The organism is Marinobacter mangrovi, assembly GCF_016798325.1.
In the GTDB taxonomy this organism is placed as follows: Bacteria; Pseudomonadota; Gammaproteobacteria; order Pseudomonadales; family Oleiphilaceae; genus Marinobacter_A; species Marinobacter_A mangrovi.
In genome coordinates, this window is record NZ_JAERVO010000001.1 from 740,165 (window position 1) to 755,828 (window position 15,664).

A 15,664-nucleotide genomic window follows, 5' to 3' on the forward strand; every position below is an offset into this window, starting at 1 on the left:
GAATTACCGTCCCTGGATACGGTCTAATCTTGAGCGCTTCCGGTTCATCGGGGTTAGGCGATGCACTGGTTTCCGGAAGGACGCTACGGTGGCCGACCGCACTGTAACAGTTTAGACAAACACCCGGTAAATACTCAGCGGTCTTCGCAGACGGTGGATTATAAGGGCGGGAATTGTCATATTCGACCAAAAATGATGCAAAAATAAGCGATTAGCACCGTGACGTGCTTGACGAATGTCCCAATTTTCCCGATAACTCGTCAGAGACCACATACTCCCGGACGAGCTATGATAGCCTTTGCCTTCTTCGGTGACAGGAACAGGTGAGAACCAGCGTGGAACAAGACCTCGACATGCAGGCTCAGGACGCCCCGATCGGGCGCCTGCCTTTTACCTTCGCCAAACGTCACGGCGTCATCCTGACCCGCGGCGACAGCGGCGCCGTGAAGGTTCTCGTACGACCCGGAGCCACGCCCATGGCGCTGGCGGAAGCCAACCGTGTCAGTGGCGGGCGGGCCAAGTTCGAGCCCATCGCACCGGAAGATTTCGACGAAGCCCTCAATGCCGCTTACCAGAACGATTCCACCGAAGCCATGCAGATGGTTGAAGGCATCGGTGACGACATGGACCTGGCCAGCCTGGCGGAATCCGTACCGGAAACCGAGGACCTGCTCGAACAGGAAGACGATGCGCCGATTATCCGGCTGATCAACGCCATCCTCACCGAAGCCGTCAACACCAACGCTTCCGACGTTCACATCGAAACCTACGAGAAGCGGCTGGTCGTGCGGTTCCGGGTCGACGGCATCCTGCGTGAGGTGGTTGAGCCCAAACGGGCGCTGGCGCCGCTGCTGGTGTCTAGGATCAAGGTGATGTCCAGGCTTGATATCGCCGAGAAGCGGGTGCCCCAGGACGGCCGGATTTCACTGCGCGTGGCCGGTCGGGAAGTGGATCTGCGGGTGTCCACCATGCCGTCCTCCAACGGCGAGCGAATCGTGCTGCGTCTGCTGGACAAGCAGGCCGGCCGTTTGCGCCTTGCCTCGTTAGGGATGGCGGAGCGTGATTTCAAAGTATTGCGGGAGCTGATATTCCGGCCTTACGGCATCATCCTGGTCACCGGTCCCACCGGTTCCGGTAAGTCCACCACGCTTTACGGCGCGCTGCAGGAAATCAACGATCGCAGCCGCAACATCCTGACGGTTGAAGATCCGATCGAGTACAACCTGTCCGGCATCGGCCAGACCCAGGTTAACCCCAAGGTCGACATGACCTTTGCCCGGGGCTTGCGTGCCATCCTGCGTCAGGATCCGGACGTGGTCATGATCGGTGAGATCCGGGACCTGGAAACCGCCGAGATCGCGGTCCAGGCGAGTTTGACCGGTCACCTGGTGCTGTCCACGCTGCACACCAACACGGCCGTCGGTGCCATAGCGCGGCTGATCGATATGGGCATCGAGCCGTTCCTGATCTCCTCCAGTCTGATCGGCATCGTGGCCCAGCGGCTGGTGCGGGTGCTGTGTCCCCATTGCAAGGAATCCTATTCACCCTCGGTCGAGCATTGCGAATTCCTGCAGCTCGATCCCGAGAACCCGCCGGACATCTACCGCGCTGTCGGCTGCAACGAGTGCAATAATCTGGGTTATCGTGGACGTATGGGGATCTACGAGGTGGTGCGCGTCGATGAGGATCTGAGCACCCTGATTCACCGCCAGGCCGGCGAGCTGGAGCTGGAGAAGGTGGCCCGGCAGCATGGTCCCAGCATCCATGCCGACGGCGTGGCCAAGGTGCTGGCCGGCCGGACGACGGTTGAAGAAGTCCTGCGCGTGACGCACCGGAGCTAAGGGGCGTATGCCAGCATTCAACTACAAGGCGCTGGACGCGCGGGGCAAACAGAAGCAGGGCGTTGTCGAAGCGGACAGCGCCAGGGCAGTGCGGCAACAGCTGCGGGAACGCAAGCTGACGCCATTGTCGGTGGACACCGCGTCAGAGCGGGAAACCAAGGGTGGCGGGACGAGCCGAAAAGGTCGCGGTCTCAGCGCCTCGGACCTGGCGCTGGTGACCCGGCAGATCGCGACCCTGATCCAGTCGGGGATCCCGGTGGAGCAGGCGCTGGGGGCAGCGGCGCAACAGTCCGAGAAGCCACGCATCAAGAGCATGATGATTGCCATCCGTTCGAAGGTCATGGAAGGCCATTCGCTGGCGGACAGCCTGGGTGAGTTTCCGCGGGCTTTTCCCCGGCTGTTCCGTTCCACGGTCGCTGCGGGTGAACACGCCGGTCACCTCGACCTGGTGCTGAACCGGTTGGCGGACTATACCGAGACCCGTCAGGAATCGCGCCAGAAAATCCAGCTGGCGGCCATATACCCGATAATCCTGACCGTTGTGGCGCTGTCTATCGTGGTGTTCCTGTTGACCTACGTGGTGCCGGACATCATCGAGGTCTTCGTCAAACAGGGTCAGGAGCTGCCGGTGCTGACCCGCGGGCTGCTGGTGATGTCCGACTTCCTGATGCAGTACGGGATTTTCCTCGCCATTATCCTGGCGGCCATCTTCTTTGCGTTCCGGATGGCGTTGCGCAAGGAAGCCAACCGCTTGCGCTTTCACCGTTCGCTGCTGCACATGCCGGGGATCTCCGGCATGACGCGGGGCGTGAATACCGCGCGCTATGCCAGCACGCTGTCGATATTGACCACCAGTGGCGTACCGTTGGTGGAAGCCATGCGGATTGCTGGCGAAGTGCTGTCCAACGACTACCTGCGATTGCGGCTCAAAGAGGCGGCGCAATCGGTGAGCGAGGGGGCCAGCCTGCACAAATCGCTGGACGCGACGGGCTATTTTCCCCCGATGATGTTGCATATGATTGCCAGCGGCGAAGCCAGCGGTGAGTTGGACAGCATGCTGGAACGCACCGCCACCATGCAGGAGAACACCCTGCAGGCCAAGATCCAGACCATGGTGGGGCTGTTTGAACCGCTGATGTTGCTGGTCATGGGCGGCGTGGTGCTGATCATCGTGATGGCGATCATGCTGCCGATCCTCAACATGAGTAACCTGGTGGGCTGAACAAGTCGGTCTTAAGAAACCGGAAGCTTACCCACAATCTGGAAACAGGGACGTCCCTGAGACAATAACCGACGACGATGCAAACGAGACGGATGACGATGAAACAACTGAACAGGAATGCCGGTTTTACACTGATCGAGATCATGGTCGTGATGGTCATTCTGGGTCTGCTGGTCGCCATCGTGGCGCCCAACATCCTGGGCCGGAGTGACCAGGCCCGGGTCACCGTGGCCCAGACCCAGATGAGCAACATCGCCAATGCGCTGGATCTGTACCGGCTCGACAACGGCTCCTATCCTTCAACCCAGCAGGGCCTTCAGGCCCTGGTCAGCAAGCCCAGCGGCAGCCCCGAGCCCAAGAACTGGAACCCGGACGGCTACCTGAAGAACGTGCCGCAGGATCCGTGGGACAACGACTACCAGTACATCAGCCCGGGCGTGAATGGGCCTTACGATCTGTTCTCCTACGGCTCCGATGGCCGCGAAGGGGGTGAGGGCGACGCTGCAGACATCAGTGTTCAGGACAATCCTGACAAATAAGCGGGTGGTTCAATGAGCCGCTCGCGCGGGTTTACCCTGATCGAGATTATGGTGGTGCTGGTCCTGGTGGGCCTGCTTGCCGTCATTGCCGTGGTGAACCTGGGCGGCGGCGCCCAGCAGCGGGAGCTGGAAAATAATGCCCGCGAACTGTTCCTGTTGATGCAGACCGCCTCAGAGCAGGCGGTTCTGAATAATCAGGAACTGGGCCTGCTGATCGACGACAACGCCTATCGCTTTATGGTGTATGACGACGTCGAACAGACCTGGGAGCGCCAGAAAGAGCGTCTGTTTGCGCCGCGGCAGCTCCCGGATTGGCTGGCGGTGGCCTACCACACTGAAGACGACCTGCCTAAATTGCCGGGAACGGAAGACGACGAAGACACCCCGCGGCCGGATATCGTGTTCTATTCCTCGGGCGAAACCACTCCCTTTGACATGGAGCTGGCCGTCGGCAGCGACGAAGAGCCGGTCTACCGCATCGATACCGATGGTCTGAACGGCCTCAAGTGGCATCCGCCGGGTGAGGAGGAGCCGCTGTGACGGTGTGTTCCCCGCGCTTTCGGCAACGAGGCTTTACCCTGATCGAGGTTCTCGTCGCCGTGCTGGTCTTCGGCCTGATCGCCACTGCGGCGTCTGAAGTAGCCAGCAATTATATCGGCACCTTTGAACGGGTCCGTGACCGCACCATGGCGACCTGGATTGCCGAGAATGAGGTGGCGCAGCTGCGCCTGCAATCCGATCTTCCGCAAGTGTCCGAAGAAACCGATGACCTGGACTACGCCAACCGTCACTGGCAGGTGGAAACGGTGGTCAGTGGTACCCAGGATGAAAACGTGCGTCGGGTTGAAGTCACGGTCTTCCTCGCGCCGGAAGATGGTGACAAGCGACAACTGTCCAGTCTGGCGGGGTTCATTGGTGATTATTGATCGCACACCCATCCGGACCCGGCAGCGTGGCTTCACGCTGCTGGAAGTGCTGATTGCCGTTGGCATCACAGCTCTGATCGGCGTCGGTGTCTGGCAGATGATCAGTGGCGTGATCCAGGCCCGTGATCGAGTCAATGCTGCCGCCGAGGAGTTTGAACAGATCCAGCGAGCCATGCTGGTCATTGAGCGCGACCTGGACCAGGTGGTTAACCGGCCGATTCGCGATATCTACGGCGACGCCCGCTACGCCATGACCAGTCGCGAGGACGGGGTTGAACTGGCGTTGACCCGCCAGGGCTGGCGCAACCCCATCGGCGCCCGGCGTAGTGATCTGCAGCGGGTGAGCTACGAGTTCACCGGTGACGAGCTGCATCGGCGCTACTGGGGCACGCTGGATCTGGCGGAGGATGCCAAGGGGCGTGATCAGCTGCTGCTTTCCAATGTCGAAGATGTCAACGTGCGTTTCCTGGACGACCAGGGCACCTGGCAGGACGAGTGGCCCACCACCGATCAGGCGGCGGCTCAAACCAGTGATTCGCCGTCGGCGCTGGCATCCGTGCCCTTGCCAAAGGGCGTGGCGATCGTGATCAAACAGTCGGATTATGGCGAGCTGCAGCGGGTTTTCGTCCTGCCCGATTTCGATCCGGAATCCGCCCAGACCACGATTACCAACGCTACGGAATCGAGCGGGGAGTCTGGCAGCGAAGAAGAGGGCAGTCAGTCCGGCTCCGACTCGGGTACGTCGGAGGGCTCGGGGTCATGAGGAGCCCAAACGCATCGCGTGAGCAGCAGGGCGTGGCCCTGATCATGGTACTGTTGGCCATGGCGTTGGTGGTAACGCTGGTCGCGGGCATGACCCAGTTGCAGCAACTGCGAATCTACAAGGCGAGCCACTACCTGGCCCAGAGTCAGGGCAAGAGTATCGCCTTCGGCGCGGAAGCCTTCGCGGAGCAGATCCTGTCCAAGGATTTTGAAGACGACGAGGAGGACGGCGCCCACGTCGACAGCCCCGATGAAGTCTGGGCCAAATACTCGGCCGTGCTGCCGTATGAAGAAAACGGCGTGGTCGAAGTGCAGATCAACGATCTGGGCGGGCGCATCAACCTCAATAATCTGGTGGATGCCACCGGCGCGGTCAATGAGTTGACCCGGGACCGGTTGGCTAGACTGCTTTTGGTTCTCGATATTTCTTCGGTACACGTGGAAGCCCTGATCGACTGGATCGACGATAATGATGAAACGGTCAATGCCTACGGTGCCGAGGACGGCGTTTATCTTGGCATGGACCCACCCTACCGGGCTGCCAACCAGCCGTTCGCCAGTGTCTCGGAATTGCGACTGATCAACGGCATGACCGAAGAGGCCTATCGTAAACTGTTGCCGTATGTGGCGGCTTTGCCGGTATCGGGCACGACAATCAATGTTAATATGGCACCAGCGCCCGTATTACAGGCGCTGAACGAAAATCTTACGGCCGCGCAGGTGGAAACGGTGGTCGAACAGCGCGAGGACGAGCCGTTTGAGACCGTCCAGGATTTCCTGGCGCTGCCGGCGTTTGCCGGACTGGGGCTGAACAGCAATGGGCTGGGGGTCAGTACGAATTTTTTTGATGTCGCCTCGCGCATCACGTTCAATGATCGGGTGTTCCGGTTGGTGACGACCATTTACCGGAACCCCCAGGGCGAGATGTTCACGGTCCGCCGGGACGAAAGCCAGACGCAGCTGATCACCAAGGAGCGCTATCAGGTTTCGGGCGACAGCCAGAGCCAGGAGGCCAGGGACGCCGCCGACGCGCTCGGCCTATCTGACTGAGTCAGGCGTCTACGGCCAGCCGCTTCCGGAAAACAACAAGGAACTACGGATTCATGTCATATCGACTCTACGTTCAACCGGCTGCGCCCTTCAGTGCGTTGCATGGCGATATGGACGGCCAGCGCTTCGACTGGGCGCTGATCGATGCCAGCGGCGTGTTCCAGGCCAGCGGCCAGGATGACGACCGGTCGGTGATCGAGCAGACCCTGACCCAGAATGATCTTGAACACGTGCTGCTGGTGGGCCTGCTGCCGGGGGACGACGTGCTGTTCTGTTTTGCCGAGATACCGGCCAAACAGGCCCGCTATGTCCGTCAGGCATTGCCGTTTGCCGTGGAAGAGCAGATCGCCCAGGACATCGATTCGGTCCATCTGGCTCTGGGCAAACGCAGCGAAGAGGGCTTCCGGGTCGCGGCCATCGACCAGCAGCGCATGGCGATCTGGCACGAACTGTTCGATGCCTTCCAGGGTGCGGATCTGGAGGCGCTGTATCCGGATGCAGCGCTGCTGCCGGTGAGCGAATCCCGCTGGTGCATCTGCCTTGCGGGCGAGGACACATTGGTGGCCGGCTCCCGGGGCGAATGGTTCCGCATGAAGACCGAGAACCTGAGTATCTTCTCCTATACCCTGGCTCAGCCAGACAAAGACGAGGTGGTCGCGGAGATCCCGGTGACCCTCTATGGCCGCCAAGAAGACCTCGAACGCTACGCCGACAACATCCGACCCATCGAAACCGAAGATCGGCTGCGCGTCACCCGTGAAGTGCTGCAGATGACACCGCTGGAGTTACTGGCCCACGCTCAGCACAACGCGCTTTGCGAGCCCATCAATCTGTGTCAGGGCACCTTCGAGAACGCCGACAAGAGCGGTGGCGTCTGGCGCGTCTGGCGTCCGGCGGCCATCGTCGCCGGGCTATGGCTGGCGCTGCAGGTGGGCGTCGAACTGGGCCTGGGCTATTACCATCACCAGCAGGCCGCCGAACTCGAGAACCAGGCCATGTCGCTCTACCATGAGGTGTTTCCGCAGGACACCCGCGCGACGGCCGCCAATGTGCGTCGCGTATTGGAAGGTCGCCTTCGGGTCGCTCGTCAGCAGGGCCCGCGGGCGGATTTCCTGTCCTTGATGGCGCAGGCGGGTGCCGAATACGACAAGCTGGGCGGTGGCCAGAACCTGCAGTTCGATTCGGTCAATTACAGCCGCCAGCGGGGCGAGCTGGTGGTCGAGCTGCGTGCCGACAATTACGACCGCCTGAGCGCGTTGCGCAGCGCCATTGGCGACCGTGGGCTCGAAGCCCGGATCGGCTCGGTGGTGAACGATAGCAGCGGCGCCCGCGCGCGCCTGACCGTCAGCGGAGGGTCCTGACATGTTGAATCAGCTCAAGAAAAATCCCTCCGTGCAGAAATTGATCACCCAGTACGATCATCTGCCCCGGCGTGATCAGATGGCTCTCCAGATCCTGATGGTTGCAGTTGCGCTGTTTCTGATCTATTTCCTTATCTGGCGGCCGGCGGCGGCCTATCACGATGATGCGCTGTCCGAACGCCAGTCCGCTGCGGATCTGCTGGCCTGGATGCAACAGAATGAAGACGAGGTCCGGGGCATGGCAGCGGCTGGTGAACGGCCGGCGGGAGCCACTCAGATCACGGACGTGCGCTCGTTGATGTCCACCGTCACGGCCAGCGCGGGAAAAGCCGGTCTCTCCCTGCAGCGCTTTGAACCCAGTGGTGAAGACGGCATGCGGGTGTGGCTGGAAGACGCGCCGTTCAACCAGGTCTCGAGTTGGCTTGAGCAGCTGACCCGTGAGCACGGCATCGTCATCGATCAGGCGGCGATCGACCGGGAGGACAAGCCGGGTATCGTCAGCGTCCGGCTTTCGTTCGAAATCTGATCCGGGTGATCGCGTCGCCCGGTGTGATGCACCACACAGGGGCGAGGTGAACCATGGAGACAGCCACCGCAAGCGAGATGGATCCCCGGGCCGAGCCGACCGTCGTGCGGCTGGACCGGACCGCGGTTAATGAAGCCCGATCCATTCTCAATAAGGCCTACCGGCACGAACCCACGTTTCACTATCTGTTCGACGAGCGTAAACCGGGCTACGACCGGCGAGTCAGGGCCACGGTGCGGGAACTGATCGACCTCTACTTCGAGAAGGATCAGGACGCCATCGGACTGATGACGGACGACACCCTGGTGGCGGTGGCTTTCCTGGGCGACCCGGAAATGCGCCTGGACCTGACCCGCCAGTTATCCTGGCGCCTGCGGATGATGCTGACCGCAGGCTTCGCCTCGACCCGTCGCTACATCGATTACCACGAACAGATTCGCGCCTGTCTGCCCGGCGAGCAGATACATCAATTGCCGCTGATGGGCGTGCATCCCCAATATCAGAATCGTGGTTATGGACGTCTTCTATTGGAGGCGGTAGAACGATTGTGTGAGGATAATCCCCGCGGCCAGGGGCTGGTGCTCGACACGGGCAATAGCCGGTATCTGCCGTTCTACGAGTCCCTGGGTTTTCGCAACCTGGGCGAAGTCCGGATGGGCGACCTGACGGAGTATGTCCTATACCGGGACGTTCGCCGGAAAGCATACTGAACATCGACAGTCGAGGAGTCATTGTGTCGGAGCATTATGAGTTTGATCTGGTGGTCATCGGAGCCGGATCCGGCGGTGTCCGTCTGGCCCGTATGTCCGCCCAGCGCGGCGCTCGTGTCGCCATCGTCGAATCCCGCTATCTGGGAGGGACCTGCGTCAACGTGGGCTGTGTTCCCAAGAAACTCTTCGTCTACGGCTCCCACGTCGGTGAAGACATGGCCGATGCGGCCGGTTACGGCTGGACCATTCCCGAGGATCAGGTCAAATTCGACTGGCCAACCCTGGTGGCCAACAAGAATGCCGAGATTCACCGGCTGAACGGCATCTACCAACGGTTGCTGGAAAATGCCGGCGTGACCATCATCAACGGCAGTGCGCGCTTTGAGGATGCCCATACCCTTTCAGTCGGCGATCGCCGCATCCACGCCAGGCACATCACCGTTGCGACCGGCAGCTGGCCGGTCGTGCCGGACATTCCCGGCAAGGAACACGTGGTGACTTCCAATGACATGTTCTACCTGCCGCAGCTACCCGGCGAGGCGGTGATCTGGGGCGGCGGCTACATCGCCGTCGAGTTCGCCGGCATTCTTGCCGGACTGGGCGTCAAGACCACGCTGCTGTATCGGGGGAACCTGTTCCTGCGCGGGTTCGATGACGACATTCGCGAGTTCACCGCAGCCGAGTTGCGCAAGAAAGGCATCGATGTGCGTTTCGGCGTGAACATCGATGCGGTGACGCCGGAAGGGGCTCACTATCGTCTGGACCTGAGTGATGGTTCCCGCCTGAATACCGGGCTGGTCATGGCCGCGACCGGGCGCCGGGCGCTGGTCGATGGACTGGGGCTGGACGCACTGGGCGTGCAGCTGACCGACTCCGGACACATCGACGTCGACGAGCATTTCCAGACCGCCGTGCCGTCTGTCACGGCACTGGGCGACGTCATCGGAACGCCGCAGCTGACGCCGGTGGCCATCGGCCAGGGCATGGTGCTGTCCCGCAGGCTGTTCGGGGACGGCGAGGGTACGATGGACTATTCGGCCATCCCGACGGCGGTTTTCTGCCAGCCCAATATCGGCACGGTGGGCCCTACCGAATCCGAAGCCCGGGAGCAGTATGGCCGCCTGCGAATCTACCGCACGGAATTCCGGCCCATGAAGCACACGCTGTCCGGCCGCGATGAGCGTTGCCTGATGAAACTGATTGTCGACGATGCGTCGGACCGGGTCGTCGCGGCCCACATGGTCGGCCCCGAGGCCGGTGAAATGCTGCAGGGGATTGCGGTGGCCATCAAGGCCGGAGCGACCAAGGCGGTGTTCGACAGTACCGTGGGCATTCATCCCACGTCGGCGGAAGAGTTCGTCACCATGCGCGAGCCGGAACGCATCGTCGGATAGAGCGGTTTGACAGACCCGGTGCCGGCCAGCTTATGGCAGATCGGCACCGGTTTCCGGCAAACGGATCCAGCGATTGATCACATTGCGCAGTTTCTCCTTGCGGACCGGTTTGGCGAGATAGTCGTTCATACCGGCCGTATGGCAGGCCCGGTCGGTTCCGGGCAGGGCGTCCGCCGTCAGGGCGATGATCGGCAACGGATCGTGCCCGTGGGCCGTTTCCCAGGCCCGGATGCAGCGGGTGGCTTCATAACCGTCCATCACCGGCATCTGGCAATCCATCAGGATGATGTCGTAGGTGTGGTTACTCTCGGTCACCAGTTTGACCGCAACTTCGCCATTTTCAGCGCTGATGGTTTCAAAGCCAAATCGACGGAGAAGGGCGCAGGCCACCCGCTGATTGACCTCATTGTCTTCCACCACCAACGCCAGCGGCGCGTTCTGGCCCGGACGAACCGGCTCGACCGGCGTTTCTGGCGGGGTTGGGTTGATGGTCCGGCTGGCCGCCGGATAGTCCGTTGAACTCTCCAGTTCCGCGGCCCCGGCGCATTCGAACGGCAGCTCGAAATAGAATGCCGAGCCAGAGCCCAGGCTCGAATCCACCCGGATGTGCCCACCCATCAGTTCAATCAGGCGCTGTGTCAGCGCGAGGCCCATCCCGGTTCCGCCATAGCGGCGGGACGCGGAACTGTCCACCTGCTCGAAACTGTTGAAAATACCGGTCAGGTACTCGGAAGGAATCCCGGAACCGGAATCCCGCACCTCACAGCTCAGGTAGATGGAGTTGCCCTCCATGACCAGCCATTCGCTGCGCACGCCCACGTGCCCCTGCTCGGTAAACTTGATGGCGTTTTCCAGCAAGCCAGCGAGAACCTGCCGCAGCCGCCCGGAATCGCCGCGCACACGAGGGTGTTCCGGCCAGTCTCCGATAAACCGCAAGTCCAGTTCCAGACCTTTGCTTTCGCAGTCATGGCGGTGCGTGGCAACGCAGTTCTCGATCAGTTGACGCAGGTTAAAGCTGCGGTGCTCGAGGGTCAGGGTGCCGCGTTCCACCCGGGAATAATCCAGGATATCGCTGATAACGGTCAGTAGGTCTTCCGTGGCTCGCCGCGCGGTCTGCATATAGTCCTTCTGGCGCTCGGTCATGGGTTCCTCGGCCACCAGTTCCAGCATGCCCAGGACCCCGTTCAGCGGTGTGCGCAGCTCGTGGCTCATCATTGCCAGGAACTCGGACTTGGCGTGACTGGCCGATTCTGCCCGTTCACGGGCCTGCTCGGAGGCTTTCAGTGTCTTTTCCCGGGACGAGCGCAGATGTTCCAGATGATAGGCCAGGGCACTGAGATTCTGCTCCAGGTCCTGTATTTCGCGGGCGGCGTGAGAGGAGCGGTCGGGCTGCTCGTAGTGCCCGTCCATTAGCTTTTTGACGTTGCCGCTGAGGTTCTGGATCGGCCGGGAAATGCGATGGGCGATCTGATTGATGATCAGCAGTGTGACGATCAGGACCGAGACCGCCACGGCGAAGGACGTGAAAATGATTTCCTGGCGTTGGGCCGTCAGTCGCGAGCCGGATACGGCGACGGACACCGACCCCACCCGCAGCGCGCCGGAATTGCTGGAAAGCCCGGGTTCGAACCAGTCCAGGTCGCTTTCGCTGTCCAATTCCAGGGGCTGTTGCAGGATGTCAGCGTTGAAGACGAAGAAGTCACCGCTGTCGGGGAACACGCCTTGACCGGTCTCCAGGCCGACGACGGTGTCACCGATGTCCCGCACGCGGATCCAGGCAACGTCACTGCGGCGCAGGGTCCGTTCCAGAATTTGCTGCAACGCTTTGTGGTTACCGGAGACGACGGCGTACTCCACCGCCGGCGCCAGGTTGTCGGCGATGACCTGGGTCGAGCGGAACAGGTCCCGACGGACGTCCTCCAGGCGTACCGACGTGAAGAAAATCAGCAGCACAAGGAACATGAGTATTGCCGGTACGGTACCCAGCAACAGTAATTGGCGATTCAGCGGGCGTTGCCGGCTACTCATTACCCACTCCTGTCGATGATGACTCGAGACGCTTCAGCGCCTGCAGAACCGAATCCCGGTCGGGAAGAGGAATATTCAGGGAGCGCGCGACCTGTTCATTGAACAGCACCGCAAAATCATCCGGGTAATGGGCCCGGGGAAGCTGTCCTGAACGCACGTACTCCGAAATAATCTGCGCCGCATCTGTGACAATCGTATCGGTGGGCGCGTAAGTCGATGCCAGGGCACCGGCTTGCACGAAGGCCCGTTCCGGACCGATCAGGATGCGATTGTGGCGATAGGTGGTCAGCAGGATGTGTTTGATGGTCTGCCGGTTATAGATCTCGGGGTCGGGCGTGCCCAGCAGGAAGTCACCAAAATTGAGCGCCCGGCTTAGCGTCGATACCAGGCTCTGCGGGTTATCCACCGTAAAGACACGCAGCTCCAGTCCGTAACGGGCCAGCTCTTCGGCCAGTTCCCGGAATTGTTGCTCGTCTCCGGCTCTGGCCAACAGGGCCACCTGAGTGGCCTGAGGCAGGATCTGTTGCCCCAGCAGGCCCTGCCGTTTGAGGGGCGGATTCAGGTAGAGCGCGGTGATGGTTTGCTCTTCAATCGCCTGATACTGAGCGAACTGGCTTTCCGTCACCATCAGCGCCATGACCGGCGAGCGGGGGTTCTGCTGGACAACGTCGTTGAGGCTGGAGGCCCCGAGAGTGATGATCAGCGAGTCCGGGCTCTTGATGGCTGCGTCGGTGGTATAGCGGGCGAGCTTGATGCCTTTGGGCAGGGCGTCCTCAAGACGCTTGCGAAACACCAGGTTGAAAGAAATATTCTCGGAGCCGGCCAGGAACACGACATGGGATGGGCTGTCGCTGGCCGCGTAGAGCGACCCTTGGGCCCAGGCAGGCGAGAGCCACAGCACGGCCAGCAGCGGGCACAGTACCCGCTGGGCCACGTTCCGGAGGCGCCGGACGATGGACAGCCGTCGTCTGAAAAACATCCGATTAACTGCCGCCCCTGCGGACGGCATCCATCCCTGGTGCCATAGGCCTTTACCTGAACTGCACGGCGTCAGAATTTAACGGACGCCTCGAAAAAGAACTGGGTCTGGTTCTTATACTGGTTGTCGGGATACATGATTGGGTCGTCATGGGGATAATAGTGCATGATGGCCGCTAACTCGACCGTCGAGTGCGGTAAATAGAAGGATTTGGCGACCCTGGCATCGATCCGGTCATAGAGATACTCGCCCAGATCGGAGGCGATGTAGTATGCCGCGGATGTGGTCACGGATCGAGGAAAGCGCTGGATCCAGGCGAAGCTGCCGGAATTTTCCGCTGTTAGCCGGTTTTGCAGACGGATGTAGCGTTTTTCCTGGTTTTCACCCAAGGGAGGGGGCGGCCCGCGGTATTCCGAGTTCTGGTCCATGTAGGCGTAAGTCAGTCGGAACTGGCTTTGCTGGTATTCCAGTGAGCTTTCGATCTCGATCCCCTGTTGGTCGAGGGCGACGCAGTTGCACAGATCCCAGCTACCATCGGCGGATATGACGCCGCTGATGATGTCCCGGAGGCTGTCGTGGAAGAATTTCACCTCCGTGGAGAAGAGTCCCATTCCCATCCGATGCTGGATGAAGTAACTGATTTCGCGGGAAATGATGGTTTCTTCGTGGAGATCGCCCGGGGCCTGGAAGTCGAGCAGGCGCTGGCCCTCAAGGAATCCGTAAGCGGCCTCGGGAGTGACGTCGGTTGCGCGGTAGCCCCAATCGGCGCCCTGTTCAAAGGCATCCGGCGTTCGAACGGCCTTGGAGAAGACGAATCGCAGCGTCTGGTTTTCGGTCAACTGGAAGTTGATGGCAAACCGGGGGGAGATGAAGTCGTCATCCAGCGCGGTTGTCTGTTCCCAACTGGCGCCGGCGTTGAAGGTCACCCAGTGGATGGGGGTGTATTCGATGTTGGAGAACAGCAGCGTCTGGTAGTTGCTGCCTTCGCCATTGAAATAGGTGTCCGAGTCGAACCGGTCTTCCCGGTAGCCACCACCGTTGACGAAACGCAGGTTGTCGTTCAGGGCGAAGGTGTCCTGAATCTCGAATTCAAGCCGGTTCTCGTCGATGTCCTGGTTTGAATTGGCACAGAGCTCCAGCGGCAGCACGGTCCCGCCAACGTTGGTTCCGGCCGGGATACAACTGCGCCAGCGCTGGCGACGATTATAATCCTGGTAGCTGGCCTGGACGTGGAAGAAATGCCGGTCGCTCAGGGTGTGGGTCCACTTGGCCTGCAGATAGTAGTCGTCACCGGTCTCGGCCGGGATGCCCTGGATGCCGAATTCCTCACCGTACTGCTGGGCGTCTTCCTCGTCATAGACGTCGCTGTAACCCAGCCGGATATCGAGGGCATTGTCGGGATCGATATTCAGGATCGAATCGTAGTTGAGTGTGTTGAATCGGTAGCTGTCGTTGAAGGTCTTGCGTTCACCTTCCTTTACCGACGTATTGTCCGGATTGTAGAAACGGTAGTCGAAGCCTTCCGATTCGCGGCGGCTGTAGGACAGTCGCCAGTCATAATGGCCGACCTGGTCGCCGACTGAACCGTAGGCCTGCTTGTAACCGTGGTCACCGGCACGTACCCGCAGATTGACGCCGTGCGTGTCCTGGGGTGATTTGGTGATGATATTGATCGTGGCCAGGAACGCGTTGATGCCATAGGCGGCGGCATTCGGCCCACGGGTCACTTCGATCCGTTCAATGTTTTCCAGGGGCACGGGCATGGCGTGCCAGTCCACATCCGCCAGGTTGGGCTGGTAGGCCGTGCGGCCATCGATCTGGACCTGCAGGCGCCGCTGTTCATCGGCGACGGTGCCGTGGTAACTGACCACCGGACGGTTACTTTGCACAAAGCCTACGGTCATACCCGGGACCAGGCGGAAAACTTCCCAGATGTTGAGAATGCCCAGGTCGCGAATCAGCTCGCCCTGGATCACCGTGGTGGTGCCGGGGACCCGGGATTTCGGCTGGCGCAGCTTGGTGGTGGAAAGCACCTCCGGAATAGGCTGTTCAAGGACGAAATCGTAGCCCTGGTCGAACCCGCCGGACATACTGCTGTCTGTGGATCCGGACGGGATGGTGGAGTAGGTCGTGTTATCCTGTGCGTAGACGTTGACGGCCACGCTGGCCAAAAGGACCAGCAGGCCCTGATGCCATCTGAGTAAGGGAGATTTTGTCATCGTTAGAAATACTTTGCCGAGCGCTTGATGCTGCAGTAGGTTTCGCAGCTTTATTCTGTTTTAGATTACAAGTATTTCATGATAGTGAAGTCGGCGGCGGCTGTCTC

14 protein-coding genes are annotated in these 15,664 nt (G+C 60.8%); 11 read left to right on the plus strand and 3 right to left on the minus strand.

Features of this window, described 5'->3' with window-relative positions; genetic code table 11:
* The first annotated feature begins 353 nt into the window (after window positions 1–353).
* From gspE to gorA, 11 genes are all read left to right on the plus strand, one after another.
* Entirely contained in the window at window positions 354–1,841 is a 1,488-nt protein-coding gene (gene gspE / locus JL474_RS03340; protein ID WP_203141298.1) for a type II secretion system ATPase GspE, read from the plus strand.
* 7 nt (window positions 1,842–1,848) lie between these two features.
* Complete coding sequence (gspF, locus tag JL474_RS03345; RefSeq protein WP_123634749.1) at window positions 1,849–3,063, plus strand: type II secretion system inner membrane protein GspF; 1,215 nt, start codon at window positions 1,849–1,851, stop codon at window positions 3,061–3,063.
* 92 nt (window positions 3,064–3,155) lie between these two features.
* Window positions 3,156–3,602: a type II secretion system major pseudopilin GspG gene (gspG, locus tag JL474_RS03350; protein ID WP_407944034.1), complete on the plus strand. Its 447-nt coding sequence runs from the start codon at window positions 3,156–3,158 to the stop codon at window positions 3,600–3,602.
* A gap of 12 nt (window positions 3,603–3,614) precedes the next feature.
* The gene (gene gspH, locus JL474_RS03355) at window positions 3,615–4,142 is read left to right on the plus strand and encodes a type II secretion system minor pseudopilin GspH (protein WP_203140906.1); all 528 of its coding nucleotides are present in this window, start codon (window positions 3,615–3,617) and stop codon (window positions 4,140–4,142) included.
* Entirely contained in the window at window positions 4,139–4,528 is a 390-nt protein-coding gene (gene gspI / locus JL474_RS03360) for a type II secretion system minor pseudopilin GspI (RefSeq protein ID WP_328797765.1), read from the plus strand. Before gspH ends, gspI begins: the two co-directional genes overlap by 4 nt.
* Window positions 4,518–5,291 (plus strand): type II secretion system minor pseudopilin GspJ, encoded by a 774-nt coding sequence (gene gspJ, locus JL474_RS03365; RefSeq protein WP_328797766.1) that lies wholly within the window; start codon window positions 4,518–4,520, stop codon window positions 5,289–5,291. The genes gspI and gspJ overlap by 11 nt, the downstream gene beginning before the upstream one ends.
* A complete protein-coding gene (gene gspK / locus JL474_RS03370; RefSeq protein WP_203140908.1) occupies window positions 5,288–6,340 on the plus strand; it encodes a type II secretion system minor pseudopilin GspK in 1,053 nt (350 codons plus the stop codon). Before gspJ ends, gspK begins: the two co-directional genes overlap by 4 nt.
* A gap of 53 nt (window positions 6,341–6,393) precedes the next feature.
* Complete coding sequence (gene gspL, locus JL474_RS03375) at window positions 6,394–7,701, plus strand: type II secretion system protein GspL (protein WP_203140909.1); 1,308 nt, start codon at window positions 6,394–6,396, stop codon at window positions 7,699–7,701.
* Window position 7,702: 1 nt separating this feature from the next.
* Window positions 7,703–8,227: a type II secretion system protein GspM gene (gene gspM, locus JL474_RS03380; protein WP_203140910.1), complete on the plus strand. Its 525-nt coding sequence runs from the start codon at window positions 7,703–7,705 to the stop codon at window positions 8,225–8,227.
* A gap of 53 nt (window positions 8,228–8,280) precedes the next feature.
* Entirely contained in the window at window positions 8,281–8,937 is a 657-nt protein-coding gene (locus JL474_RS03385; protein WP_203140911.1) for a GNAT family N-acetyltransferase, read from the plus strand.
* A 23-nt stretch (window positions 8,938–8,960) separates the two neighbouring features.
* A complete protein-coding gene (gene gorA, locus JL474_RS03390) occupies window positions 8,961–10,331 on the plus strand; it encodes a glutathione-disulfide reductase (protein WP_203140912.1) in 1,371 nt (456 codons plus the stop codon).
* A 30-nt stretch (window positions 10,332–10,361) separates the two neighbouring features.
* Here gorA and JL474_RS03395 read toward each other — a convergent pair whose 3' ends face one another.
* From JL474_RS03395 to JL474_RS03405, 3 genes are all read right to left on the minus strand, one after another.
* Window positions 10,362–12,359, minus strand: a complete 1,998-nt coding sequence (locus JL474_RS03395; protein WP_203140913.1) for an ATP-binding protein — start codon at window positions 12,357–12,359, stop codon at window positions 10,362–10,364.
* On the minus strand, window positions 12,352–13,338 hold the full coding sequence (locus JL474_RS03400) for an ABC transporter substrate-binding protein (protein WP_203140914.1): 987 nt from the start codon (window positions 13,336–13,338) through the stop codon (window positions 12,352–12,354). Before JL474_RS03400 ends, JL474_RS03395 begins: the two co-directional genes overlap by 8 nt.
* Before the next feature lie 71 nt (window positions 13,339–13,409).
* Entirely contained in the window at window positions 13,410–15,557 is a 2,148-nt protein-coding gene (locus tag JL474_RS03405) for a TonB-dependent receptor plug domain-containing protein (protein WP_203140915.1), read from the minus strand.
* Window positions 15,558–15,664: the final 107 nt, after the last annotated feature.